This is a genomic window from Phocaeicola oris, assembly GCF_021295095.1.
Taxonomy (GTDB): domain Bacteria; phylum Bacteroidota; class Bacteroidia; order Bacteroidales; family Bacteroidaceae; genus Phocaeicola; species Phocaeicola oris.
Genome location: NZ_JAJLQX010000012.1, coordinates 59,464 through 83,501 on the forward strand (window position 1 = coordinate 59,464; position 24,038 = coordinate 83,501).

Below are 24,038 nucleotides of genomic sequence, written 5' to 3' on the forward strand. Positions count from 1 at the left end.
TAGTATGGATTGGTTACAGGCATTAGTCCTTGGCATTATTCAAGGACTGACAGAATATCTACCGGTCAGCAGTAGTGGTCATTTGGCTATTGGCGCAGCTTTGTTTGGCGTTGATGGAGAAGATAATCTTACCTTTACTATTGCGGTGCATATTGCTACAGTCTTAAGTACATTGGTTATACTTTGGAAAGAAATTGTTTGGATTTTCAACGGCCTTTTTAAGTTCCGGTGGAATGATGAGACAAAATATGTGGTGAATATTATTATTTCTATGATTCCTATTGGAATTGTAGGTTTGTTCTTTAAAGATAAAGTAGAAGAGATTTTTGGTTCCGGTTTATTTATTGTCGGATTGATGTTGATTCTCACAGCTATTCTTCTTGCCTTTTCTTATTATGCTAAGCCCCGAGTAAAGGAACATATTACTAAAAAAGATGCATTCATTATAGGTTTAGCTCAGGCATGTGCTGTGATGCCGGGATTATCTCGTTCGGGTTCAACCATCGCAACGGGACTAATGCTGGGCGATAAGAAGGAGAAGTTAGCCCAATTCTCTTTTCTTATGGTTATTCCTCCTATTCTTGGCGAAGCTTTGCTTGATGGAATGAAGATAGTGAAAGGCTCGGCCGAAGGTTCCACCGATATTTCTTTAACTGCTCTGATTGTCGGATTTTTAGCAGCTTTCATCTTCGGATGTATGGCTTGCAAGTGGATGATAAACATTGTTAAGAAAGGAAAGCTTATTTACTTTGCTATTTATTGTGCTATCATAGGACTTATAACAGTTATCGGTACATTAGTTTGATTTAAATGAATTTTATAGAGGGAGAAATTTTATATTTTGATAAACCGTTAAAGTGGACATCTTTTTCGGTAGTGAATAAGGTTCGCTATCATTTGAGTCACAAACTTGGTGTGAAGAAGATTAAGGTGGGACATGCCGGTACGCTCGATCCGTTAGCTACAGGCGTAATGATTATCTGTACAGGGAAAGCCACAAAACGTATCGAAGAATTTCAGGGACATACTAAAGAATATATCGCCACTTTACGTTTGGGTGCCACTACTCCGTCTTTTGACATGGAGCATCCTATCGATGAAACATATCCTACAGAGCATATAACAAAAGAATTGGTAGAAAAGACGTTGAAGACTTTTATTGGGAGTATAAAACAGGTTCCTCCTGTTTATTCTGCTTGTAAAGTGGAAGGAGAACGTGCTTATAAGTTCGCTCGTCGTGGAGAGGAAGTTCAATTGAAACCAAAGACTTTAACCATTGACGAGATAGAATTGTTAGCGTATAATATGCCCGTTATTAAGATTCGTATTGTTTGTAGTAAGGGTACTTATATCAGAGCATTAGCTCGTGACATAGGTTTTGCGCTTCGCAGCGGAGCGTATCTTATTGAACTTCGGCGGACAAGGGTGGGCAATATAAAAGTAGAAGACTGTATGAAGGTAGACGACTTCACTGAGTGGTTGGATAAACAGGAAATAGAAAAGCTTGAAAGGAATGATTAGTATCCCTTTTTGTTTGATTTATGTTTTCTTAACGCATAATCTCTTGACAACCCCTATCTCTGAGTAGTAATTTTGCAATAGAATCGTATTTAGACTATTAGGAGATAATAGTTTGTAAATCATTAGGACATGAAACTTTCACAATTCAAATTCAAATTACCGGAAGAAAAAATTGCTTTATATCCATCACATTTCCGTGATGAATGTAAGTTAATGGTCGTCCATAAATCGACAGGTGAGATAGAGCACAAGGAGTTTAAGGAGATTCTTGATTATTTTAATGATCAAGATGTGTTTGTTTTTAACGATACTAAAGTGTTTCCTGCCAGACTCTATGGAAATAAGGAGAAAACAGGTGCACGTATCGAAGTATTCTTGCTCCGTGAACTGAATGAGGAGTATAGATTATGGGATGTATTGGTCGATCCTGCTCGGAAAATTCGCATAGGAAACAAACTTTACTTTGGTGAGGATGATTCTATGGTGGCAGAGGTAATTGATAATACCACTTCTCGTGGGCGTACCCTTCGTTTCTTATATGACGGCCCGCACGATGATTTTAAGAAAGCGCTTTATGCATTGGGCGAAGCTCCGCTACCTACATTTATTAATCGCAAGGTGGAATCGGAGGATTTAGAACGTTTCCAGTGTATCTTTGCTAAGAGTGAAGGTGCAGTAACGGCTCCTACTGCGGGTTTGCATTTCAGTCGTGAGTTGATGAAACGTTTGGAAATTAAAGGAATTGATTTTGCTTATATTACATTGCATGCAGGTTTAGGAAATTTCCGTGATATTGACGTGGAGGATTTGACGAAGCATAAGATGGATTCTGAACAAATGTTTGTTACTAAAGAAGCTTGCAATGTGGTTAACAAGGCGAAAGATAACGGAAAAAATGTTTGTGCTATAGGAACTACCGTTATGCGTGCCATTGAAACAGCTGTTGGTACCGACCAACGATTGAAGGAGTTTGATGGTTGGACGAATAAATTCATTTTCCCACCTTATGAGTTCTCTTTGGCAAACAGTATGATTAGTAACTTCCAGCTACCTTATTCTACTTTGCTGATGCTAACTTGTGCGTTTGGCGGTTATGATTTGATAATGCACGCTTATGAGGTAGCTTTACAGAACGATTATAAGTTTGGAACTTATGGCGATGCCATGCTGATCCTTGAATAAATGTAATGGCAACCGTTTATTTAGGCTTAGGTACTAATTTAGGAAATAGAGAGCAAAATTTGCATTTTGCTGTGGAACAGATACAGAAGCGGATAGGGGATGTTATCACCTTGTCCGCTTTTTATATGACAGAGCCTTGGGGATTTCAGTCGACTAATTCTTTTTTGAATGCTGCTTGTGCCGTTCAAACAAACTATACACCTGAAGAACTTCTTCTTGTAACGCAAAGCATTGAGAAACAAATTGGAAGGAAAGAAAAGAGTATCAATCGAATCTATTCCGATAGGCTTATCGATATTGATATCCTTTTATATGATGAGGTAATTGTGAATTCAAAGGAACTGGTTATTCCACATCCGCTGATGGAACAGCGACGTTTTGTTTTGGAACCTTTAGTGGAGATAGCTCCGGATGTTATACACCCTATATTAAAAGAACCGATAAGAACTTTATTTTCTGAAAAAGAAATTTTACTCGAGTCTTATCATCATGCTTTAAGTTAATATTCAATTATTCTGTTGATGCGTATGAGTTGTCGTATTCATCTGCATGAATTTCTCGTTTCACAAGAGTGAAACAATTGTTTCACTTAAGTGAAACGAACGAATCATCTGTATGAGTTGAGTTATTTATACGATTCGCTTTTCAAAGTCTCTTGATGAACAATTTAATGAGTTTGATAAAGAAACTAAACCTTTGTTTAAACATATCGTACGGCCTTTTTTATTTAAAGTTTAGATTCATCTCTCCTTTTTGCTGATAACGTATAAAATGTAATCTGCCACCATAACTTTAGAAAGTGACATGAGTTTAAATTATCGGATAGTTTAAGGTTAGCTGCCGTTATGAAACGGTTTGTATATATCCGTTAAAAATGATAATTTCCTTAAATAACAGATGAATCTTGTTTTTTATTGCTTATCTTTGCAGTCGTTAAAGAACAGTGGAGAGATTTGAGTAGCTTGCAACCACGAAAAAAAATGCTAAAAACACCTATTGTTTCTTCGTTTTTTATCTACTCTTATTTTGTCCCCGTTTGATAACCGAATTAATTTATTATTAACAAACTATTTAATTCTTTATTCAAAATGGGATATTTATTTACATCCGAATCAGTGTCTGAGGGACATCCGGATAAAGTGGCCGACCAAATATCAGACGCTATCGTGGACAAATTGTTAGCTTTTGATCCTAATTCTAAAGTTGCGTGTGAAACGTTGGTTACTACCGGACAAGTAGTGTTGGCCGGAGAAGTAAAGTCTGATGCTTATATCGATTTGCAAAGAGTGGCTCGCGACGTTATCAATCGTATAGGTTATACGAAAAGTGAGTACATGTTCGACGGCGATTCATGCGGCGTGTTTTCTGCCATACATGAACAGAGTCCAGATATTAATCGTGGGGTAGATCGCAAAGACCCGATGGATCAGGGAGCCGGAGACCAGGGAATGATGTTTGGATATGCTACAAACGAGACAGAGAATTATATGCCTCTGCCCCTTGACTTGGCACATCGCTTGATGATAGAGCTTACTGAAATTCGTAAAGAAGGGAAGCAAATGACTTATCTTCGTCCAGATGCAAAAAGTCAGGTAACTGTGGAATATGATGACAATAATAAGCCGGTTCGTATTGATACTATTGTAGTTTCTACACAGCATGATGAGTTTATTCAGCCGAAAGACCATACGAAGCGTGCACAAGAGATAGCCGATAGGGCTATGTTGGCTCAAATAGAGAAAGACGTGAAGGAGATTCTTATTCCTCGTGTAAAAAGCAATATTTGCACACCTGAAATCGTTGCGCTTTTTAATGATAAGATAAAGTATTTCGTAAATCCTACCGGCAAATTTGTTATTGGTGGCCCGCATGGAGATACAGGTTTGACAGGTCGTAAGATCATTGTAGATACTTATGGAGGCAAAGGCGCGCATGGTGGTGGCGCTTTCTCTGGGAAAGACCCGAGCAAGGTAGACCGTAGCGCTGCTTATGCTGCCCGTCATATAGCTAAAAATATGGTTGCCGCAGGAGTAGCTGACGAGATGTTGGTAGAGCTTTCGTATGCTATCGGAGTAGCTAAACCTATCAGCATTTATGTGAATACCTACGGGCACAGTCATGTTAAGTTGAGCGACGGTCAGATAGCAGAGAAGATAGGAGAGTTATTCGATCTTCGCCCGAGGGCTATAGAGGAGCGTTTGAAGTTGCGTAATCCTATTTATGAAGAGACTGCTTCGTACGGGCACATGGGGCGTGCGCCAATGAAAGTAAAAAAGACTTTTCGTTCTGTATATAACGGAGATAAGGCAGTAGAAGTAGAGCTTTTTACATGGGAGAAGTTGGATTATGTTAAAAAGATAAAGGAAGCTTTTGGCTTAAAATAAATGAACAGTGCGTTACCTGAAATATCTTTTTTATATTATCTTGAAAACAAACATCAAGGTGATGTAAGTAACGCTTTAACTTATGAGGCTCACCTCTCTACCGATATGTATGGTATGAAAGGTGAGCCTTTACCATATCAGTTGCGTTCCGATTGGATGGTGACCGGTGTTCTTTTTCTTTGTTTCATAATGGTTTCGTATGTATTGTCGCATGGCAAGACGCATTTAATAGAGAAGTTCAAGAACTTTTTTTCCACAAAAGAGCGAGTTAATTTGTTTGATACCGCTTCCGATATGAGTCATACGCTTTTTCTTATCTTTCAGACATGTTTGCTACTTGGCTTTTGTACTTTTGATTATTTTTTCGACCATTATAATGCTATTTTTACTTATGTTTCACATCAGATTGTGTTAGTCACATTTATTGCTATTTATATGGTATATTTTGCTTTGAAGTGGCTTTCTTATACATTTGTAAATATCATTTTATTTAACAAAACGAAGGCGAAATTGTGGAATGAGGCCTACTTTAACGTGGTGATATGGGCTGGCCTTTTGCTTGTCATTCCTGTTCTTTTAATCGTTTTCTTTAATCTTTCTCTCAGATTAACCTTTATTTTTGTTAGTATAATCGTAATAATTTCTAAATTTTTGTTAGTATATAAATGTTTTACAAACTTTTTTAACCGAATTCGCTATTCTTTCCATTTTATTTTGTACTTTTGTGCGCTAGAAATCTTCCCTGATTTGATTTTCTGGAAAGGAATCATGTTATGGGACAATTATTGGTTTTAAATTTTAGATACAATTGAAGATTAAGAAGGTACTCGTCTCTCAGCCAAAGCCGATTTCAGAAAAGTCGCCTTACTTTAGTATCGCTGAGAAGTATGGAGTGAAAATAGATTTTCGCCCATTTGTAAAGGTAGAGGCTTTACCTGCTAAGGATTTTAGAAAGGAGAAAGTTTCAATTTTAGATCACACCGCAGTAATTTTCACATCAAGGCATGCAATTGATCATTTCTTCACTTTATGTTCCGAACTTCGTATAACGGTTCCGGATACAATGAAGTATTTCTGTCTCTCTGAAACTATTGCCCTTTATATTCAGAAATATGTTCAGTACCGTAAGCGTAAAGTATTCTTCGGTCCGAGTGGTAAATTTCCGGAACTATTACCTGTTATTTTGAAGCATCCTTCAGAGAAATACTTGGTTCCTATGTCAGATACTCATACTGACGAGATAAAGAATGCTTTGGATGCTAATCATATCCAGCATACGGATGCTGTAATGTATCGTACTGTAAGTGTAGATTTTGCACCTGAAGAGACTCTTGATTATGACATGTTGTTGTTCTTTACTCCTGCCGGTGTCCATACATTGGTTCGTAATTTCCCTAAGTTTAATCAAGCAGATGTTGCTATCGGATGTTTTGGTCCGGCAACAGCACAAGCTATTAAAGATGCCGGTTTAAGATTAGACATGCAGGCGGGGACAGCAGAACTGCCTTCGATTACTGCGGCATTGGATTTGTTCATCAAAGAACATAATAAAGAATAATTCTTATTAGATAATACGTTATACCGAAGGTTTTGTAGGCATAAAGTTTTAACTTTGCATACAGAACTTTCGTTTTTTATTTTTGTAAATGGAAGAGAAACCATATACACTGCAAAAGTCAGAGCGATTGAACAGCAAGCTGCTCATGGATAGTTTGTTTATGGGAGGAAGTAAGTCGTTTCCTTCTTTTCCATTGCGTGTGGTTTATAAATGGATTGATACGCAGGAAGGACGTTCGGATGCGTCTATTCTCATCAGCGTATCGAAAAAGTACTTTAAACGTGCCGTCAAACGCAACCGTGTAAAACGTCAGGTGCGTGAGGCTTACCGGAAGCATAAACATCTGCTTTTAGATAAGTTGGCGGAAAAGGACAAGCAGATAATTATTGCTTTTATCTGGCTTGATGATAAACTGCATTCTACGAAAGAGGTAGATGCCAAGGTGGAGAGATTATTACAATTTATCGCGGATAGTGTGTAATGGAACAGTTTATAGAGATTATTAAAAAGACTTGGAGTATTCTGATGAACTTCTTTGCGAATGTCCTGCTGATACCTATTTATTTTTATCAGCGATTTATATCACCACTTACTCCACCGTCGTGTCGTTTCACTCCAACTTGTTCGCAATACGCGGTAGAGGCCATTAAGAAACATGGTCCGTTTAAAGGACTGTATTTAGCTATTCGTCGTATACTTCGTTGCCATCCTTGGGGAGGTTCGGGATATGACCCTGTTCCATAATCAGATTATGCTGTTAGATATTCATACTCATCATCAACCGAATGTTCTTTCTGAGGCAATTCAGAATATTTCTTTTAAAGAATTCCAAGCGCAGAAAGGCGGTTATTATTCTGTTGGCATTCACCCATGGGATGTAACTTCCAACTGGGAAACAGATTTTGATGTACTCCGGAAAACAGCTACTGATGACCGAATTATCGCAATTGGTGAGGTCGGGATAGACCGCTTTGTAACGGATAATATTATGCTGCAAAAGGCTGCTTTCGAGAGACAAATCGCATTGAGCGAGGAGTTGCGGCTGCCTTTAATCATACATTGTGTGAAATGCTATAATGAACTTATTCAACTTAAAAGAGATCTTCACCCGAAACAACCGTGGATTGTGCACGGTTTTCGGAATAATCCGTTTATTGCGGAGCGGCTTTTGTCAGAGGATATGTATATCTCTTTTGGTGATCGCTATCAGTCAACGGTTGTCCAAATGGTTCCCGATGAGAAACTTTTCGTTGAGACCGATGAAAGCGAAAGTGATATTCGTCTTATTATAAAAGGTATAGCTGATGTTAAGGGAAAGCGTTCCGATGACTTTATATGGCAGATTGACACGAATGTTCAGCATGTCTTTTTTAAGCATTAAGCTTTGTTTGTTCCGTGAAAGGTCGTATTTTTGCATTTCAATTAAAAATAATATATCAATTAATAATTTAAAAATCATTCGATGTCAAAGAATTTTGTAGAGGAATTAAAATGGCGTGGCATGTTAGCTCAGATGATGCCGGGAACAGAAGAGCTCCTTTCAAAAGGAGAAATGGTGACTGCTTATTTAGGAACAGACCCTACAGCGGACTCTCTGCATATCGGCCACCTTTGTGGTATTATGATGCTTCGACACTTTCAGCGTTGTGGTCACAAGCCTATTATTTTAGTTGGCGGAGCTACCGGTATGATTGGAGACCCTTCCGGTAAGAGTCAGGAGCGTAACTTGCTTGATGCCGATACTTTATATCATAATCAGGAATGTATAAAAAAACAAGTGGGAAAGTTCCTCGATTTTGATGGAAAAGAACCAAATCATGCAGAGATGGTGAACAACTACGACTGGATGAAAGATTTTTCTTTCCTTGATTTTGTCCGTGAAGTAGGTAAGCATATTACGGTGAACTATATGATGGCTAAGGATTCCGTTCAGAAACGTCTGAATGGTGAAGCTCGCGACGGACTCTCTTTTACAGAATTCACTTATCAGTTGTTGCAAGGATACGATTTTCTTTACCTTTATCAACATAAGAATTGTAAATTGCAAATGGGAGGTAATGATCAGTGGGGCAATATCACAACAGGTACAGAATTGATTCGTCGTACTTTGGGCATTGAAAATGAAGCTTATGCGCTTACTTGCCCTTTGATTACCAAGTCGGACGGAAAGAAGTTCGGTAAGACTGAAAGCGGTAATATTTGGTTAGATAGGAATCGTACCACTCCTTATAAGTTCTATCAGTTCTGGTTGAATGTGAGCGATGATGACGCGGCAAAATATATTAAGATTTTCACTTCTTTAGAAAAAGAAGAGATTGATTCTTTGATTGCTCAGCATGCTGAGGCTCCGCATCTGCGTATTCTTCAGAAGCGTTTGGCTCAGGAAGTTACTACGATGGTTCATTCTGAGGAAGATTACAAGGCTGCTGTGGAAGCTTCTAATATTCTTTTTGGAAACAGTACGCATGATGCTTTGGTTAAGTTGGACGAAGAGACACTTCTTGAAATCTTTGATGGTGTTCCCACTTTCGAAGTTTCGCGTGATGTGATTGCATCCGGTGTTAAAGCTGTCGATTTAACTACATCAGATGCCGCTGTATTCGCTTCAAAAGGTGAGATGCGTAAATTAGTTCAGGGCGGAGGTGTTTCGCTTAACAAAGAGAAATTAACGGCTTTTGATCAGGTGATTACAACAAAGGATCTGTTAGCTGACCGCTATTTGCTTTTCCAGCGCGGAAAGAAGAACTATTATTTGCTTATTGCAAAGTAAAAGAACGATTATATGGAAAGAACAGCCTCGAACGAAAGTTCGAGGCTGTTCTTTATAAATTCACACTTGCTGATGAAATTAAATAAATCCCCCTCTTTTTTTGAAAAACACGGATTTATTTAATTAGTTTAATAATAAGTGTATATTTTACTGTTTTAGAAATATAGATTCTATATAAGCCTACTTACCGGCCACATCAGTATGCTAATAAACGAATGAGTATTACAAACATTTATCATTGATAAGATATGAAAAGATTTATTATTATTTTCTTTGCCATTCTTTCTGCCATGCAATTGTCTGCTCAAACCAAAGAGAAAGGATTGTTTATAGAGATGAATGGCGGATACGGTATTGTTAAGGTGTACAATTACGGAGCTCCTAAAACAGAACATAAAGGTTACATGATGCTGACTCCCGGTTTAGGGTATCAGATAAATCCTTTATGGGCACTCGGATTTAGAGCTACATTTGAAGCCGGAGATCATAGACAGAATAATTTCTATACTCCGTATGTTCAGTATGCTTTTATCCGTTCAAATAAGTTTAAAGTATTTACAGAAGGTCTTGTCAACATCTATGATACGAAAAACTGGGCTGACGGATATACGGCTGTGGAAACAGGCTTGGATTTTGGTCTTGCTTTTGCGTTGGGGAATAATCTTGGCCTGAAAATTCGCTATTTGTATCTCGGATATAGCGATACTCCTAATACACACGAAGGGGCAGTCGTAGGGGGTGGTGACTTAGTCTTTGATGCCGGATTGAAGCGGCTTCAAATAGGATTGCAATATACTTTTTAAAAGTTAATAACTTATTGAACTGTCGATTATAGAACTTCCGAGTCTATAGTCGGCAGCTTTTTGTTTACTTACTTCAAAGTAAATCCTTTAAAGCAATGTGCTTTTCAAAAAAAATGCAGAATTATTTGGTTAGTGTCGATATAAAAGCGTATATTTGCAGCGCTTTAAGAAATTAAGCACTGTAGATTGGACTATGGTGTAATGGTAGCACAACAGGTTTTGGTTCTGTTTGACCAGGTTCGAGTCCTGGTAGTCCAACCATCCAAATGCAGTTTGAAAGTCGTCGGAAGTTATTTCGGCGATTTTCTTTTTCATACGGACGAACTTATCAAATCATTTATATCATTTACTGAAATCATCAGAAGATTTTATCGTTTCACATTAGTGAAACAAGTGAATCACATTAGTGAAACAAGTGAATCACATCTGTGAAACAATCGAATCACTAATGTGAAACGATAAACCGATAAGAATGAATGTACGAATAGTTTCTATTAGATGATTTATTTATAATGAAACATCAGGAATATAATATGAGGATTGACGCTTTTGTTTTTCGTTTTTCTATTTTTGAGAAGCGATAAATATTACCTTTTTATTGTGATAGATAAAATTTTTTCCTATTTTAGATGCAGTATTTTGTTCATTCGAACGTTTATAATAAAAGAGGGAATTAAAAATTCTTTGTAAACCTTATAAGGGGTGATTGAAGGAAAGGAGTGTACTTGTGTTCTCCCCGGTTGATTGTTCTTATAAATTGGGTATAAGTCTTCGCCCTATTTATTCTATTGGGTATATAAATATAATGTAATTTTCATGAATTAGTTTATGGATAATATCAGTTATGAAAGCAAAAATATCAATCAAAAGGTTATTACTGTTCTTGCTAATGGCAATGCTGACGGTGGGAGTTTCTTGTAGGAAGGATGATGATTTAGATGATAAATATCAAGTCATTGAATTGAATATGGATGATCATCGCTTTGAACATAATGGGTCAAAAAGTTTTATAACGAATGGAGAATCGTATGGTTTTAACGATCCTTTGGTTAGACTATTTAAGGCGCAGGATGATTCTATCTTTATTTCTTATTACGGTGTGTTATTGTATCCGACGAGATTGCCGGATGATTTTTTACTCAAAGGAGTTCCGTTTGTCTTTTCGGGGTCAGTAAGAGAGAAACCTAATGGCACTGACTACTATCCGATACTTTTGAGTGAATTCAAATATGAAGTATTACTAAAACACTAAAAATGATATTATTATGAAACGAACATATATGGCATTCGTCAGTTTATTTGGAGCGCGACACCGACCGGAAGCAGCGGTTCTTATTATAATTCTACAACCGGTCCTAACGGTGATTATTGGGATATTCCGAAAGGCAGCTATAACGTGGAATGTCGTGTAGTGACACAATGTGGGCACATAATTGCTTCTATGACGGTAAATTAACCTCATTCTTTGTAGTTCCTATGTTGTATCAATATAATTTATCTGATGTGTAATGTTTAAAATAAAAATAAAATGAAAGCAAAAATATCAATCAAACGGTTATTGCCGTTCTTGCTAATGGCAACGTTGATGCTGGGAGTTTCTTGTAGGAAGGATGATGATGAGGAGGTGTGGGATGGCTGTAAAAAAATAGAATTGAACATGGATGATCATCGTTTTGAATCTTTACCAACAATAAATTGTTTACAGCAAGTGCGTTGTGACTATCGCTTTGTGGATATGTTTTTTCGGAGTGATTCTATCTTTATTTCTTATTACGGTGTGTTATTGTATCCAATAAGGTTACCGGATGGTTTTACTTTCAAAAACAGAGAAGCCTCTTCTCTTTTTTCAGGGGAAGTGAAGCAGAAATCGAAAGGTACCGATTATTATCCAATAGTTTTAACTGAGTTCAAATATGAATATTTGATACAAAATGGAGTTTTAAATACTAAAATAAAATGAAACGAAAAATATCAATCAAACGGTTATTACCGTTCTTGCTAATGGCAATGCTGACGCTGGGAGTTTCCTGTAGTAAGGATGATAAGGAGGAAGAGATGTGGGGTTATAAAAAAATCGAATTGAACAAGAACGATCATCGTTTTGAATCTTTACCAACAATAAATCGTTTACAGCAAGTGTATTGTAACTATCGCTTTGTGGATATGTTTTTTCGGAATGATTCTATATTTATTTCTTATTACGGTGTGTTATTGTATCCAACGAGGTTGCCGGATGGTTTTTCTTTCAAAAACGACGAAGCCTCTTCTCTTTTCTCAGGGGAAGTGAAGCAGAAATCGAAAGGTACCGATTATTATCCCATAGTTTTGAGTGAGTTCAGGTTTGGATATAATATGAATATGGAGTTTTAAATACTAAAGTATTATGAAAAGAGCATATCTAATAGCTGTTAACTGTTCGGACTAATTTAACTTACCAATAAGCACCGGACAATATTTTTTTGCCAAATAGACAAAGACAGACAGGATAGCTACGGTAAGAAACGCTATGAGAATAATGATAATCGTATTATTCGGCCAGATGGAACGGCCAAAGGATGGACTGGTGGACAGCAAAGATAAGCAGCGTGTCTTCCGATACCAAACGGATATAACCGTTTGCGAAATTCAACAGATAATATATCAGGCAAATGAGGCTAATGCTCACAAGGGTGGCACTTAAGAAAAATAAAATAGCAAAAAAAGCAGTATGGTAATCAAGAACCGATAAAGCTTTTTCATGGCAGTGGAGGCTTATATTATATATGATTTTTAGTCTTTTACTTATCTTTTTGTCTTATCATTATTGTGACGAACCTGATTTTTTTGATTTTTTGAGTTTTTAAATCTTCATAGATTGCTTATCTTTGCTTAATAAAGCAAGCAGATAAAAACAGAATGGCGAAAGATATCGTAATGACTCCAATGATGAAGCAGTTCATGTCGCTCAAGCAAAAACATCCTGACGCGATAATGCTGTTCCGTTGTGGAGATTTCTATGAGACATACTCAGAAGATGCTGTTATAGCGTCTCAAATACTTGGAATAACGCTTACTAAAAGGGCGAACGGGCAAGGTAAGTCTATAGAAATGGCCGGTTTTCCCCATCATGCCCTTGACACTTATTTGCCTAAACTGATACGGGCAGGCAGACGAGTGGCCATCTGCGACCAATTGGAAGACCCGAAGTTGGCGAAGAAACTGGTGAAGCGTGGCATTACCGAGTTGGTTACTCCGGGTGTCGCCATCAGCGATAACGTATTGTCGTATAAAGAGAATAACTTCCTTGCGGCAGTTCATTTTGGAAAAGGCGCGTGTGGTGTCGCTTTTTTAGATATTTCTACAGGCGAATTCCTTACGGCTGAAGGGACATTCGATTATGTAGATAAGCTACTGAGCAATTTCGGACCGAAAGAAGTGCTTTTTCAACGTGGCAAACGGGATGCTTTTGAGACAAATTTCGGAAACAAATATTATACTTACGAGCTTGATGACTGGGTTTTTACTGAGAATTCGGCACGAGAGAAGTTGTTGAAACATTTCGAGACAAAGAATCTGAAAGGATTCGGAGTGGAACATCTGAAGAATGGAATCATTGCTTCGGGGGCTGTCTTACAGTATTTGGATCTTACACAGCATTATGAGATAGGCCATATTACTTCTCTTTCGCGTATTGAGGAGGATAAGTTTGTCCGTATGGACAAGTTTACGATACGCTCGTTAGAATTGTTGAGCAGTATGACGGAAGACGGTATCAGTCTGCTTGATGTATTAGATAAGACTATCAGTCCGATGGGTGGACGTTTGCTGCGACGCTGGCTGGTGTTCCCGCTGAAAGATGAGAAACCGATAAATGAGCGGTTGGATGTGGTGGAATATTTCTTTCGTGAGCCCCAATTCAGAGCATTTATTCAGGATAAGTTACATGAAATAGGCGATCTGGAACGTATAATCTCAAAGGCTGCCGTAGGTAGAATTTCCCCGCGTGAGGTAGTACAACTGAAGATCGCTTTATCGGCTATTGAACCGATAAAGAATGCTTGTCTAAACGCTAATAATGAGAGCCTGCAGCATATAGGAGAAAATCTGAATCCATGTGTAAGTATTCGCGATAAGATAGCGAAAGAGATAGTGGATGACGCGCCGGTTATGCTGAATAAAGGGGAGGTAATTAAACCGGGAGTCTGCGCAGAATTGGATGAACTGCGTACCATTTCGCGTTCCGGAAAGGATTATCTCCTGCAAGTTCAGCAGCGTGAGAGTGAAGAGACCGGTATACCGAGTCTGAAAGTAGCCTATAATAATGTATTTGGCTATTATATAGAAGTGCGTAATGCTCATAAAGAAAAAGTTCCTGCTGATTGGATTCGCAAACAAACTTTAGTTAACGCGGAGCGTTATATTACGCAGGAACTGAAAGATTATGAAGAAAAGATTTTAGGAGCAGAGGAAAAGATAGCTTCGCTGGAATATAAGATATATAATGATTTGGTGCTTTCGTTGGGAGAGTTTATTCCTGCTGTTCAGATTGACGCGAATCAGATAGCCCGTCTCGATTGTTTGCTGGCTTTTGCAAATGACGCTGAAGAGAATCATTATATTCGTCCGGTAGTAGATACGACAGATGTACTGGACATTAAACAAGGGCGACATCCGGTCATAGAAAAGCAGATGCCGGTGGGCGAGAAGTATATCGCCAATGATGTATATTTAGATACGGAAACGCAGCAGATTATGATTATTACGGGTCCGAACATGGCAGGAAAGTCTGCGCTTTTGCGTCAGACGGCGTTGATTACTTTAATGGCTCAGATAGGGTGTTTCGTTCCTGCGGAAAGTGCGTATATCGGTTTAGTGGATAAGATATTTACTCGTGTGGGAGCGAGCGATAACATCTCTATGGGTGAGTCTACTTTTATGGTAGAAATGAGTGAGGCAGCAAGTATTTTGAACAATGTCTCTCCAAAAAGTTTAGTCTTGTTTGATGAACTTGGGAGAGGAACTTCGACCTACGATGGCATTTCTATTGCATGGGCTATTATAGAACATATTCATGAGAATCCGAAAGCTCGTGCCAAAACTCTTTTTGCAACTCACTATCATGAGTTGAACGAAATGGAGAAGTCGTTTCAGCGTATTAAGAACTATAATGTTGCCGTAAAGGAAGTGGATAATAAGGTGATATTCCTCCGTAAACTGCAACGTGGCGGTAGTGAACACTCTTTCGGTATTCATGTGGCAAAGATGGCAGGTATGCCTAAGAGTATTGTTGAAAGGGCAGACGAGATTCTTCATCAATTGGAGGATACAACCACTCGTGAGGGATTAGGTGGAACGAGTTGCCCGAAAGTGGAAACGAAGCGGGAAGAAGGAGTACAACTCAGTTTCTTCCAGTTGGATGATCCGGTTCTTTGTCAGATTCGCGATGAGATACTTAATTTAGATGTGAATAATCTGACGCCTCTTGAAGCTCTTAATAAGTTGAATGAGATTAAAAAGATAGTCAGTGGGAAATAGCAAACAATCGGCTATATTAAAAGTTTTGATCCTCAAAAGACAGATACTTATATCTTATCGGGACCATATTACTTAGATACGTTGAAGCGGAAGTGCATGATATCTCCGTCTTGTACAATGTAATCTTTCCCTTCAATAGACATCTTTCCAGCCTCTTTCACGGCATTTTCCGATCCGTATGCCATATAATCGTCATATTTGATCACTTCTGCGCGTATAAAACCTTTTTCAAAGTCGGTATGGATAACACCGGCACACTGAGGTGCTTTCCAACCTTTGCGATATGTCCAGGCTTTTACTTCCATTTCACCTGCAGTGATAAAGGTTTCAAGATTTAAAAGCTTGAATGCAGCTTTAATCAGGCGGTTTACTCCGGACTCCTCCAGTCCGATTTCTTGTAAAAACATTTGGCGGTCTTCGTAAGTTTCCAATTCTGCGATATCTGCCTCTGTTTTTGCAGCGACAACCAATAGTTCGGCATTCTCATCTTTAATAGCCTCGCGTACTTGCTCTACATACTTGTTGCCCGATTTGGCACTTGTATCGTCTACATTACAAACATAAAGCACCGGTTTATTGGTTAATAAGAATAAATCATGGGCTATACGCTGACTTTCTTCGTCTTCAAACTGAACAGTACGTGCCGATTTACTTTCTTCAAGCACTTTTTGATAGGCGGTTAGGACATCGTATGTTTTCTTTGCTTCCTTATCACCTGCCGCAGCCTGCTTTTGAACACGTGAAATCCTACTTTCAATAGTTTCTAAGTCCTTGAGTTGTAATTCAGTGTCAATTTCTTCCTTATCTCGAACCGGATTGATATCTCCGTCTACATGGGTAATGTTATCATCTTCGAAACAGCGCAACACGTGAATGATAGCATCTGTCTCACGAATATTCCCAAGGAATTTGTTACCGAGTCCTTCTCCTTTGCTGGCACCCTTCACCAGACCTGCAATGTCTACAATTTCAACTGTTGCGGGAACAATTCTACCCGGATGAACTATTTCGGCAAGCTTGTTTAATCGCTCATCCGGTACGGTAATTACACCAACATTTGGTTCGATTGTACAGAATGGAAAGTTCGCTGCTTGTGCTTTAGCACTTGACAAGCAATTAAATAGCGTTGACTTTCCTACGTTCGGGAGTCCCACTATACCGCATTGCAATGACATAATCTATATTTCTTTTATTATTTTTCTAATTGGACTACAAAGATAATGCAAATGGCTGTAAAAGAAGAGTAATTCAGTTGGAAAAATAAAAAGGGCAGTCGATCTGACTGCCCCATTATCAAAAAATGAGTTTATGAAAAGTGTTGAGTTGTTAGTGATTTCTTTTTATCTATCCATTATGACTGTCATATTAGGAATCAAAATGTATTGATTCTTTTTTGCATTCCATTTGTAATATTCAGCCTTAATGGTTTTATTATCGTAAGTATAATGGATGGTTACATTGTTAATCCAAGTGTTGTTTTCAGCATCCCATTTCTGAGTTTCTTCCTCTGAACGAAGATTATTCTCATTATACTTATAATTATATTTCATGTAGTTGTTTAAAATACCGTTATTCATTTTATAAACGGTTTCAGAAACAATAACTCCATTAACTTCTTCAGCGTTACGAACTAAATTGTCACCGGGAGTACCTGCGTTAACATTCAGGTTAATCATAAACATCCATGCTGCAACCAGCATTACTTTAATAAATTTTAGAGCCTTCATAAGATTATATTATTTAATTGTTTTCTGACTTTTGGCTTTTAAAAAGCCATTGCAAAGGTATTGTTTTAATCCTTATTAGATATCAATTTGCTAAATATTTGACTATCTTTTGCAAAAGAACCGCATATTTTGCATTTGTTAAATGTTTGCAGGAGCAAATTGTTAGATAAACAGATGAAATATAGCTATTATAAGTTGAATAATATATCAAATAGAAAGAAAAAGACTGATAATCTATCTGAAAATGACGTTTTGATTATCAGTCTGATATTTTTATTTCAAAAAGTAAAGCTAAAGAATTGTTTACTTATCAAAAATTAATGAGCTTCGAGCCAATTCATTCCCCAACCATAGTCGGCCTTTAGAGGAACCTGCATGCTATAGGCGTGTTCCATTTCGTATAGTACTATTTGTTTTACTTTTTCTTTCTCTTCAGGATAAACACTGAAGTTCAACTCATCGTGTACTTGCAGTATCATTTTAGATTTTATTCCTTCGGTTTGAAACTTTTGATATATACGAATCATGGCTACTTTGATAATATCGGCAGCGGATCCTTGTATCGGCGCGTTAATTGCATTGCGCTCGGCATAGCCTCTCACTATGGAATTATGCGAATTAATGTCCGGAAGATAGCGGCGACGCCCGCTGATAGTCTCAATATAACCGTTTATACGGGCTTTTTGTATGCTTTGATCCATGTATTCTTTTATTTGCGGATAGGTTATAAAGTATCCGTCAATCAGTTGTTTTGCCTCGGTACGCGAAACGCCCATACGTTCTGCTAAGCCAAAAGCAGAAATACCATAAATGATACCAAAGTTGGCAGTCTTTGCTTTCCGTCGTTCCTCCTTGCTGACTTCATCAAGTGGCTTTTTGAATATCTTTGCCGCGGTCGCCGCATGGATATCATCTCCCTCAAGAAACGCTTCAATCATGTTTTTGTCACTACTAAGGTGTGCCATAACACGTAACTCTATTTGTGAATAGTCGGCTGAGAAGAACTCACATCCGTCGTCAGGGATAAATGCCTTGCGAATTTCCTTGCCGTCTTCATTACGGACAGGAATGTTTTGTATATTCGGATTACTGGACGAGAGCCGGCCGGTTGCTGTAATGGTTTGGTTAAACGAAGTATGAATGTGCCCGTCCTTGGGATTTATAAGAAGTGGAAGGGCATCAATATACGTTCCGAGTAACTTCTTCAAACCACGATATTCCAGAATTTTAGCGACAATTTCGTGTTTGTTTCGTAAACTTTCCAGCACTTCTTCGCTTGTAACATACTGGCCACTTTTTGTCTTCTTCGCTTTGTCTACGATATGCATTTTGTCGAATAAGATTTCGCCGACTTGTTTAGGCGAAGAAATATTAAAGTTGGTACCGGCTAACTCGTGAATTTCTTTCTCAAGCAGGTTCATCCGTTCTGTATATTCTTTCGAGGTTTGCTTGAGGGTGTTTGTATCAATACGTACACCGTTACGCTCCATATTGCAAAGCACAGGTATGAGAGGCATTTCAATTTCGTAGAACAACCGCTCTTCCTTGTATTTCTTTAATTCTTTTTCCAAAACATTCTTCAGCTTCAGCGTGACGTCTGCGTCTTCACATGCATATTCGTATACATCTTTTGGAGAAAGGTCGCGCATGTTTTTCTGTCCTTTGCCTTTTGGACCGATGAGTTCTTCTATGTGGACTGTTCGGTAGTGAAGGTAATTTTCGGCCAAGTAATCCATATTATGACGAAGTTCCGGTTGGATGACATAATGTGCTACCATCGTATCAAATAATTTCCCTTTTACTTTTATCTGATAATTTTCTAAAACAGTTATGTCGTATTTAATATTTTGTCCGACTTTGATAGAGTTTTCGTTTTCGTACACAGGGCGGAATTCGTCCATTACCTTTTGAGCTTCCGTTTGATCGGAAGGGATAGGAACATAGAAAGCTTGATTTTCTTGATATGAAAAGCTCAATCCGACCAGTTCTGCGTAGAAAGGGTCGGTATTTGTTGTTTCTGTATCTATACTGATCAAATCTTTTGTTAATAAATTTTGAATTAAATCAGTCCTTTTCTTCTCAGAATCAACGAGTTGATAGTCTACTTTTAACGTTTTTAAACTGTCGAGAATTTGATTTTTCAAATCAATCGTCCCATTGGTCGGGAAATCAGCAAACAAATCACCCTGAATTGGAGGAATTTTCGGTTCAACTTTCTTTTCTTCTGCAGACTGATCGAAAAGTGATGGCGTAGTATCGAAAAGACTTGGCTGTTGAATGGATAATTTTTTCTTCTTTTCCGCTTCGGCAGTTTCATCCATTGGAACATCTATTCCATTCCGTTGAAGAACACGGATTTGTAAATTTCGGAATTCCATTTCATCGAAAATGGATTTTAATTTATTTTCATCCGGCTGTACCAACTTTAACTCGTCCATATTGAGTTCAATCGGAACGTCAATCTTGATTGTTGCCAAGAATTTTGAGAATAAAATCTGTTCCTTATTCTCTTCGACTTTTTTTCTTAGCACGCCTTTTAACTCGGTAGTATGTCGCAGCAAATTTTCTATGGAGTTGAATTGTTGTAGTAGCTTGATAGCTGTTTTCTCTCCAACGCCGGGGCAGCCCGGAATATTATCGGCTGTATCACCCATTAATCCCAATAAGTCGATAACTTGCATTGGATTTTTAATATCGTATTTTTTATTGATATCATCAACACCTAATATCTCAAAATCTTTTTTTCCATAAGCTGGCCGGTACATAAAGATATTTTCCTTAACCAGCTGTCCGTAATCCTTATCCGGTGTCATCATATAGGTTGTAATACCCGCGGCACCGGCTTTCGTTGCTAATGTGCCAATGACATCGTCGGCTTCAAATTTTGGAACTTCAAGGATAGGTATGCGGTATGCGCGTATTATATCTTTAATTATAGGGACAGAAAGTTTGATTACTTCAGGAGTCTCTTCGCGCTGAGCTTTATATTCCGGATAGGCTTCGTGGCGGAACGTGGGACCGGACGGGTCGAACGCAACGCCAATATGCGATGGATTCTCTTTTTTCAAAACTTCTTCCAGTGTATTAACAAATCCCAGTACTGCCGACGTATTGAATCCCTTCGAATTAATACGCGGATTTTTGATAAATGCGTAGTAAGCACGGTAAATTAATGCATAAGCATCGAGGAGAAAAAGTTTTTCCATTCTAAATATTGTTAGATTTCATGGTAAATTTACTAATAAAATACGGTATTCCAGCTTTTATTACTATTTTTGTAGGTAAAATTATATATGGATAAGCTTCAGGCTATAAAAGAACCAATTGTAGTAGAGTTCGAAGAATTCAAAACTCTGTTTTTTGCTTCGTTGCAAAGTGAAAACCCTTTGCTTAATGAGGTTCTTGCCCATATCAAGCAACGCACCGGCAAAATGCTTCGTCCTATCCTTACGCTTCTTATTGCCAAAGGATTAGGAAAGGTTACTAATGCAGCTTATCATGGGGCAATCGCACTTGAGCTATTGCATAATGCAAGCCTTTTGCATGATGATGTGGTTGATGAGAGCGATGAACGACGCGGGCAACCTTCGGTAAATGCTGTTTATGGTAATAAAGTTTCTGTTTTGGCCGGTGATTATATAATGGCTCATTCTCTGAATCATTCGGCACTTACAAATTCTACTCAAATAGTTCAGATTATTGCCGGATTGGGAGACAATCTTGCAACAGGAGAAATAGTTCAGTTGACGAATGTGGATAGTAATTCTTTCGATGAAAGCATCTATTTTGAAGTTATACGCAAAAAAACAGCTGCTCTTTTCTCGTCTTGTGCTGCCGTAGGAGCTATTTCTGCAGGTGCCGGCAAAGAGATGATAGAGCAAGCCTATAGCTTTGGCAATCTGGTTGGTATTGCTTTTCAGATAAAAGATGATATTTTTGATTATTATTCGTCATTGTCTATAGGTAAGCCAACGGGAAATGATATGCGCGAGGGTAAGCTGACACTTCCGTCCCTGTATGTGCTGAATGCGTTAAAGGATGAGTCGTTAATCAATATTGCTCGGAGAATACGCTCTTTTCGGGCTTCAGATTCAGAAATAGCCCGTTTTATCGAAGCTGTTAAAAGAAATGGTGGAATAGAATACGCGGAGAAAGTGATGCGGGAATACCGTGACAAAGCAATGAGAATGATAGAAAGTCTTGTTCCTGTTTCTATTCGCGATGCCATTGCCTGTTACATTGATTTTGTTATTGAGCGCGATAAATAATCTGCCTATTTTTACTTGAGTCCGACGAGTTTAAGTAATCTGATCCGTAATCATTACTTCTTTTTAAGAGATACAGGTGCTTTTGAAAATCAATAAGGATCAATTGAAATTCTTATGCGTATGAACGTGTAAAGAGATACGTATGAGTTGGCCGGTTCATGCGTATGAGTTGCTCAACTGATGCGTATGAGTTAGGCGATTCATGCGGATCACTTTTTCGAATGATATAGATGATTTTTGCTATTTAAATATGTAAAATGCAATATAAATAAAAGCCTCATCAACAGATTGTCCGGTGAGGCTTTTATTGGATTAATATGGTTCGAACGGATTAGAAGAACTTTGTTTCTTGTCCAAAGATGTCTGACAATAACAGGTTGGCTAATCGGCTGGTTCCTAATCGGAACAACTTATTATTTAACCATTCTTCTCCCAAAACTTCTTTTACTATCGTATAATAGATGAGTGCTTCGTGTACGCTGTTAATACCTCCGGCAGGTTTGAATCCCACCTTACGACCGCTTTTCTTGTAATATTCCTTAATTGCCTGACACATTACCAACGCAGCAAAAGGTGAAGCTCCGGGAATGTCCTTTCCTGTTGATGTTTTTATAAAGTCAGCACCGGAATACATGGCGAGAACAGCTGCTTTTTTTATGTTCGAAGCAGTCTGAAGGGCACCGGTTTCAAGGATGACTTTCAGCGTGTGTTTACCACATGTTTCTTTTAATTCATCGATTTCATCGCACATTTCCTGATATTCTCCACTTAAAAATTTGCCGACAGAGATAACAATGTCTATTTCGTCTGCGCCATCGTGTAGTGCCATTGCGGTTTCGGCTACTTTCACTTCCATAAAAGTTTGTGAAGAAGGGAAGCCACCACTGACACAGGCGATGTTTACATTATCAGCTTCAAGCGTGTCGTGAACAATTTCGGCAAAGTTCGGGTAGACACAGATGGCAGCAACATTCGGAATGTCGGGGTGTTCATTGTCAAAAGCATTCACTTTCTTCGTAAAATTCATCACACTGACGTCTGAGTCTGTTGTCTTTAAAGTTGTCAAGTCTATACAGTGAAATAACAACTTCTTGACATCCAAAGTGTTGTTTTCTTCCACTTTTTCTGTGATCAACTTGTTGACTGTTTGCTGAATTTCATCGTCTTTCAAATCTGTTTTGTACTGGCGCAGTGTTTCAGCATACTTGTCATGTTTTTCACTACCATTATTGTTAATGGCATCTTCTTGCATTTTATTGATTATGATTCCCATTACTTTTTAATTTTGGATTATTAATATGTCTATCTTTATCTCTCTTTGTTTTCTTTTCTAAATTCTCTCTGAAAGCCTGCGTTACATCCACGCCGGTTTGATTGGCTATGCAGAGCAATACCCAGAGAATATCAGCGATTTCATCGGATAAATTATCTTTTTCACCTGATTTAAACGACTGATCGCCATATTTTCTTGCCATAACACGTGCAAGTTCACCAACTTCTTCGGTTAGAGCCGTCATATTAGTTAGTTCGCTGAAGTAACGTACGCCGTAGGCATGGATCCATTCGTCTACCATCTTTTGTGCTTTCTTTAAAGATATTTCGTTTTCCATAATGAGTTAAAAATTTGGTTATGCGACTAATTTCCAAAGGACGAGGATAGTAAGGATTGCAGTTCCAATTACCATCCATAAAACTTTTCCTTTATTTTTTTCCAATGTAAAACCAGATATGCTAATTCTATAATGACTATAATGGCTGCTATATAGACAAAAATGTCCATGTTAAGAAGAAGTTTTAAAGCTAATAGCATTAAGACTCCAATTCCTATGTAGTCTAAATATTTTCTCATAAATTACTCTTTATTTTTTGAGTCCATACATATCGTTACCGGTCCGTCGTTTATCAATTTTACTTTCATATCAGCGCCGAACTCACCGGTACTTATCTCTTTTCCCAAATCTTTTGATAATCTCTTAATGAAGTATTCGTAAAGAGGAACAGAAATCTCATGTTTTGCTGCCCTTATATAGGAGGGGCGATTCCCTTTTTTATAAGAGGCGTGTAAAGTAAATTGGCTGATTAATAATATATTACCATCAATATCCAAGATAGATTTATTCATCACTCCATTCTCGTCATTAAAGATGCGAAGGTTAATTACCTTTTTGCTCAGCCAATCTGCATCTTCTTGTGTATCAGATTCCTCAATACCGATGAGGACCATAAAGCCTTCTTTTATGGCACTCTTCACTTTCTCGTCAATCGTGACAGATGCTTCACTAACTCTTTGAATGACAATTCTCATAATGTT

At 38.0% G+C, this 24,038-nt stretch carries 24 protein-coding genes and 1 tRNA gene; 19 read left to right on the plus strand and 6 right to left on the minus strand.

The window, feature by feature from the left end; all coding sequences use genetic code 11:
- Positions 1-4: 4 nt before the first annotated feature.
- The 18 genes from LO761_RS07515 (at position 5) to mutS (ending at position 15,732) form a co-directional block, all read left to right on the plus strand.
- A complete protein-coding gene (locus LO761_RS07515) occupies positions 5-805 on the plus strand; it encodes an undecaprenyl-diphosphate phosphatase (RefSeq protein WP_272817671.1) in 801 nt (266 codons plus the stop codon).
- Between the two features lie 5 nt (positions 806-810).
- Positions 811-1,521 carry a tRNA pseudouridine(55) synthase TruB gene (gene truB / locus LO761_RS07520; protein WP_272817672.1) on the plus strand — a complete coding sequence of 237 codons (711 nt, stop codon included), beginning with the start codon at positions 811-813 and terminating at the stop codon, positions 1,519-1,521.
- 129 nt (positions 1,522-1,650) lie between these two features.
- On the plus strand, positions 1,651-2,703 hold the full coding sequence (gene queA / locus LO761_RS07525) for a tRNA preQ1(34) S-adenosylmethionine ribosyltransferase-isomerase QueA (protein ID WP_272817673.1): 1,053 nt from the start codon (positions 1,651-1,653) through the stop codon (positions 2,701-2,703).
- Between the two features lie 5 nt (positions 2,704-2,708).
- A complete protein-coding gene (gene folK / locus LO761_RS07530) occupies positions 2,709-3,206 on the plus strand; it encodes a 2-amino-4-hydroxy-6-hydroxymethyldihydropteridine diphosphokinase (protein WP_272817674.1) in 498 nt (165 codons plus the stop codon).
- A 585-nt stretch (positions 3,207-3,791) separates the two neighbouring features.
- Positions 3,792-5,087, plus strand: coding sequence for a methionine adenosyltransferase (gene metK, locus LO761_RS07535; protein WP_272817675.1), 1,296 nt, complete (start codon positions 3,792-3,794; stop codon positions 5,085-5,087).
- Positions 5,088-5,882: a DUF4271 domain-containing protein gene (locus tag LO761_RS07540; protein ID WP_272817676.1), complete on the plus strand. Its 795-nt coding sequence runs from the start codon at positions 5,088-5,090 to the stop codon at positions 5,880-5,882.
- A 13-nt stretch (positions 5,883-5,895) separates the two neighbouring features.
- Positions 5,896-6,645 carry a uroporphyrinogen-III synthase gene (locus LO761_RS07545; RefSeq protein ID WP_272817677.1) on the plus strand — a complete coding sequence of 250 codons (750 nt, stop codon included), beginning with the start codon at positions 5,896-5,898 and terminating at the stop codon, positions 6,643-6,645.
- Positions 6,646-6,733: 88 nt separating this feature from the next.
- Positions 6,734-7,126 (plus strand): ribonuclease P protein component, encoded by a 393-nt coding sequence (rnpA, locus tag LO761_RS07550; RefSeq protein WP_272817678.1) that lies wholly within the window; start codon positions 6,734-6,736, stop codon positions 7,124-7,126.
- A 44-nt stretch (positions 7,127-7,170) separates the two neighbouring features.
- A complete protein-coding gene (yidD, locus tag LO761_RS07555) occupies positions 7,171-7,389 on the plus strand; it encodes a membrane protein insertion efficiency factor YidD (RefSeq protein WP_272817704.1) in 219 nt (72 codons plus the stop codon).
- 7 nt (positions 7,390-7,396) lie between these two features.
- A complete protein-coding gene (locus LO761_RS07560; protein ID WP_272817679.1) occupies positions 7,397-8,026 on the plus strand; it encodes a TatD family hydrolase in 630 nt (209 codons plus the stop codon).
- Between the two features lie 81 nt (positions 8,027-8,107).
- Positions 8,108-9,415 carry a tyrosine--tRNA ligase gene (gene tyrS, locus LO761_RS07565; RefSeq protein ID WP_272817680.1) on the plus strand — a complete coding sequence of 436 codons (1,308 nt, stop codon included), beginning with the start codon at positions 8,108-8,110 and terminating at the stop codon, positions 9,413-9,415.
- A gap of 248 nt (positions 9,416-9,663) precedes the next feature.
- The gene (locus LO761_RS07570) at positions 9,664-10,218 is read left to right on the plus strand and encodes an outer membrane beta-barrel protein (protein WP_272817681.1); all 555 of its coding nucleotides are present in this window, start codon (positions 9,664-9,666) and stop codon (positions 10,216-10,218) included.
- 187 nt (positions 10,219-10,405) lie between these two features.
- Positions 10,406-10,479, plus strand: a tRNA-Gln gene (locus LO761_RS07575).
- A gap of 583 nt (positions 10,480-11,062) precedes the next feature.
- Positions 11,063-11,470 carry a hypothetical protein gene (locus LO761_RS07580; RefSeq protein ID WP_272817682.1) on the plus strand — a complete coding sequence of 136 codons (408 nt, stop codon included), beginning with the start codon at positions 11,063-11,065 and terminating at the stop codon, positions 11,468-11,470.
- A gap of 276 nt (positions 11,471-11,746) precedes the next feature.
- Positions 11,747-12,178, plus strand: coding sequence for a hypothetical protein (locus tag LO761_RS07585; protein WP_272817683.1), 432 nt, complete (start codon positions 11,747-11,749; stop codon positions 12,176-12,178).
- A complete protein-coding gene (locus LO761_RS07590) occupies positions 12,175-12,588 on the plus strand; it encodes a hypothetical protein (protein ID WP_272817684.1) in 414 nt (137 codons plus the stop codon). The genes LO761_RS07585 and LO761_RS07590 overlap by 4 nt, the downstream gene beginning before the upstream one ends.
- Positions 12,589-12,724: 136 nt before the next feature.
- Complete coding sequence (locus LO761_RS07595) at positions 12,725-12,898, plus strand: hypothetical protein (protein WP_272817685.1); 174 nt, start codon at positions 12,725-12,727, stop codon at positions 12,896-12,898.
- 215 nt (positions 12,899-13,113) lie between these two features.
- Complete coding sequence (gene mutS, locus LO761_RS07600) at positions 13,114-15,732, plus strand: DNA mismatch repair protein MutS (RefSeq protein ID WP_272817686.1); 2,619 nt, start codon at positions 13,114-13,116, stop codon at positions 15,730-15,732.
- Positions 15,733-15,800: 68 nt separating this feature from the next.
- Here mutS and ychF read toward each other — a convergent pair whose 3' ends face one another.
- From ychF to polA, 3 genes are all read right to left on the minus strand, one after another.
- Entirely contained in the window at positions 15,801-16,907 is a 1,107-nt protein-coding gene (ychF, locus tag LO761_RS07605) for a redox-regulated ATPase YchF (RefSeq protein ID WP_272817687.1), read from the minus strand.
- Between the two features lie 165 nt (positions 16,908-17,072).
- Positions 17,073-17,459 (minus strand): DUF3836 domain-containing protein, encoded by a 387-nt coding sequence (locus LO761_RS07610; protein ID WP_272817688.1) that lies wholly within the window; start codon positions 17,457-17,459, stop codon positions 17,073-17,075.
- Between the two features lie 317 nt (positions 17,460-17,776).
- A complete protein-coding gene (gene polA, locus LO761_RS07615) occupies positions 17,777-20,665 on the minus strand; it encodes a DNA polymerase I (protein WP_272817689.1) in 2,889 nt (962 codons plus the stop codon).
- 87 nt (positions 20,666-20,752) lie between these two features.
- Between polA and LO761_RS07620 the strand changes: the two genes are divergently transcribed.
- Positions 20,753-21,727: a polyprenyl synthetase family protein gene (locus tag LO761_RS07620; protein WP_272817690.1), complete on the plus strand. Its 975-nt coding sequence runs from the start codon at positions 20,753-20,755 to the stop codon at positions 21,725-21,727.
- A gap of 331 nt (positions 21,728-22,058) precedes the next feature.
- Here LO761_RS07620 and deoC read toward each other — a convergent pair whose 3' ends face one another.
- The 3 genes from deoC to dtd all read right to left on the minus strand — a co-directional run bounded on the left by deoC (position 22,059) and on the right by dtd (position 24,032).
- Positions 22,059-22,979 (minus strand): deoxyribose-phosphate aldolase, encoded by a 921-nt coding sequence (gene deoC / locus LO761_RS07625; protein WP_272817705.1) that lies wholly within the window; start codon positions 22,977-22,979, stop codon positions 22,059-22,061.
- A 1-nt stretch (position 22,980) separates the two neighbouring features.
- On the minus strand, positions 22,981-23,325 hold the full coding sequence (locus LO761_RS07630; RefSeq protein ID WP_272817706.1) for a nucleotide pyrophosphohydrolase: 345 nt from the start codon (positions 23,323-23,325) through the stop codon (positions 22,981-22,983).
- 254 nt (positions 23,326-23,579) lie between these two features.
- A complete protein-coding gene (gene dtd / locus LO761_RS07635; protein WP_272817691.1) occupies positions 23,580-24,032 on the minus strand; it encodes a D-aminoacyl-tRNA deacylase in 453 nt (150 codons plus the stop codon).
- Positions 24,033-24,038: the final 6 nt, after the last annotated feature.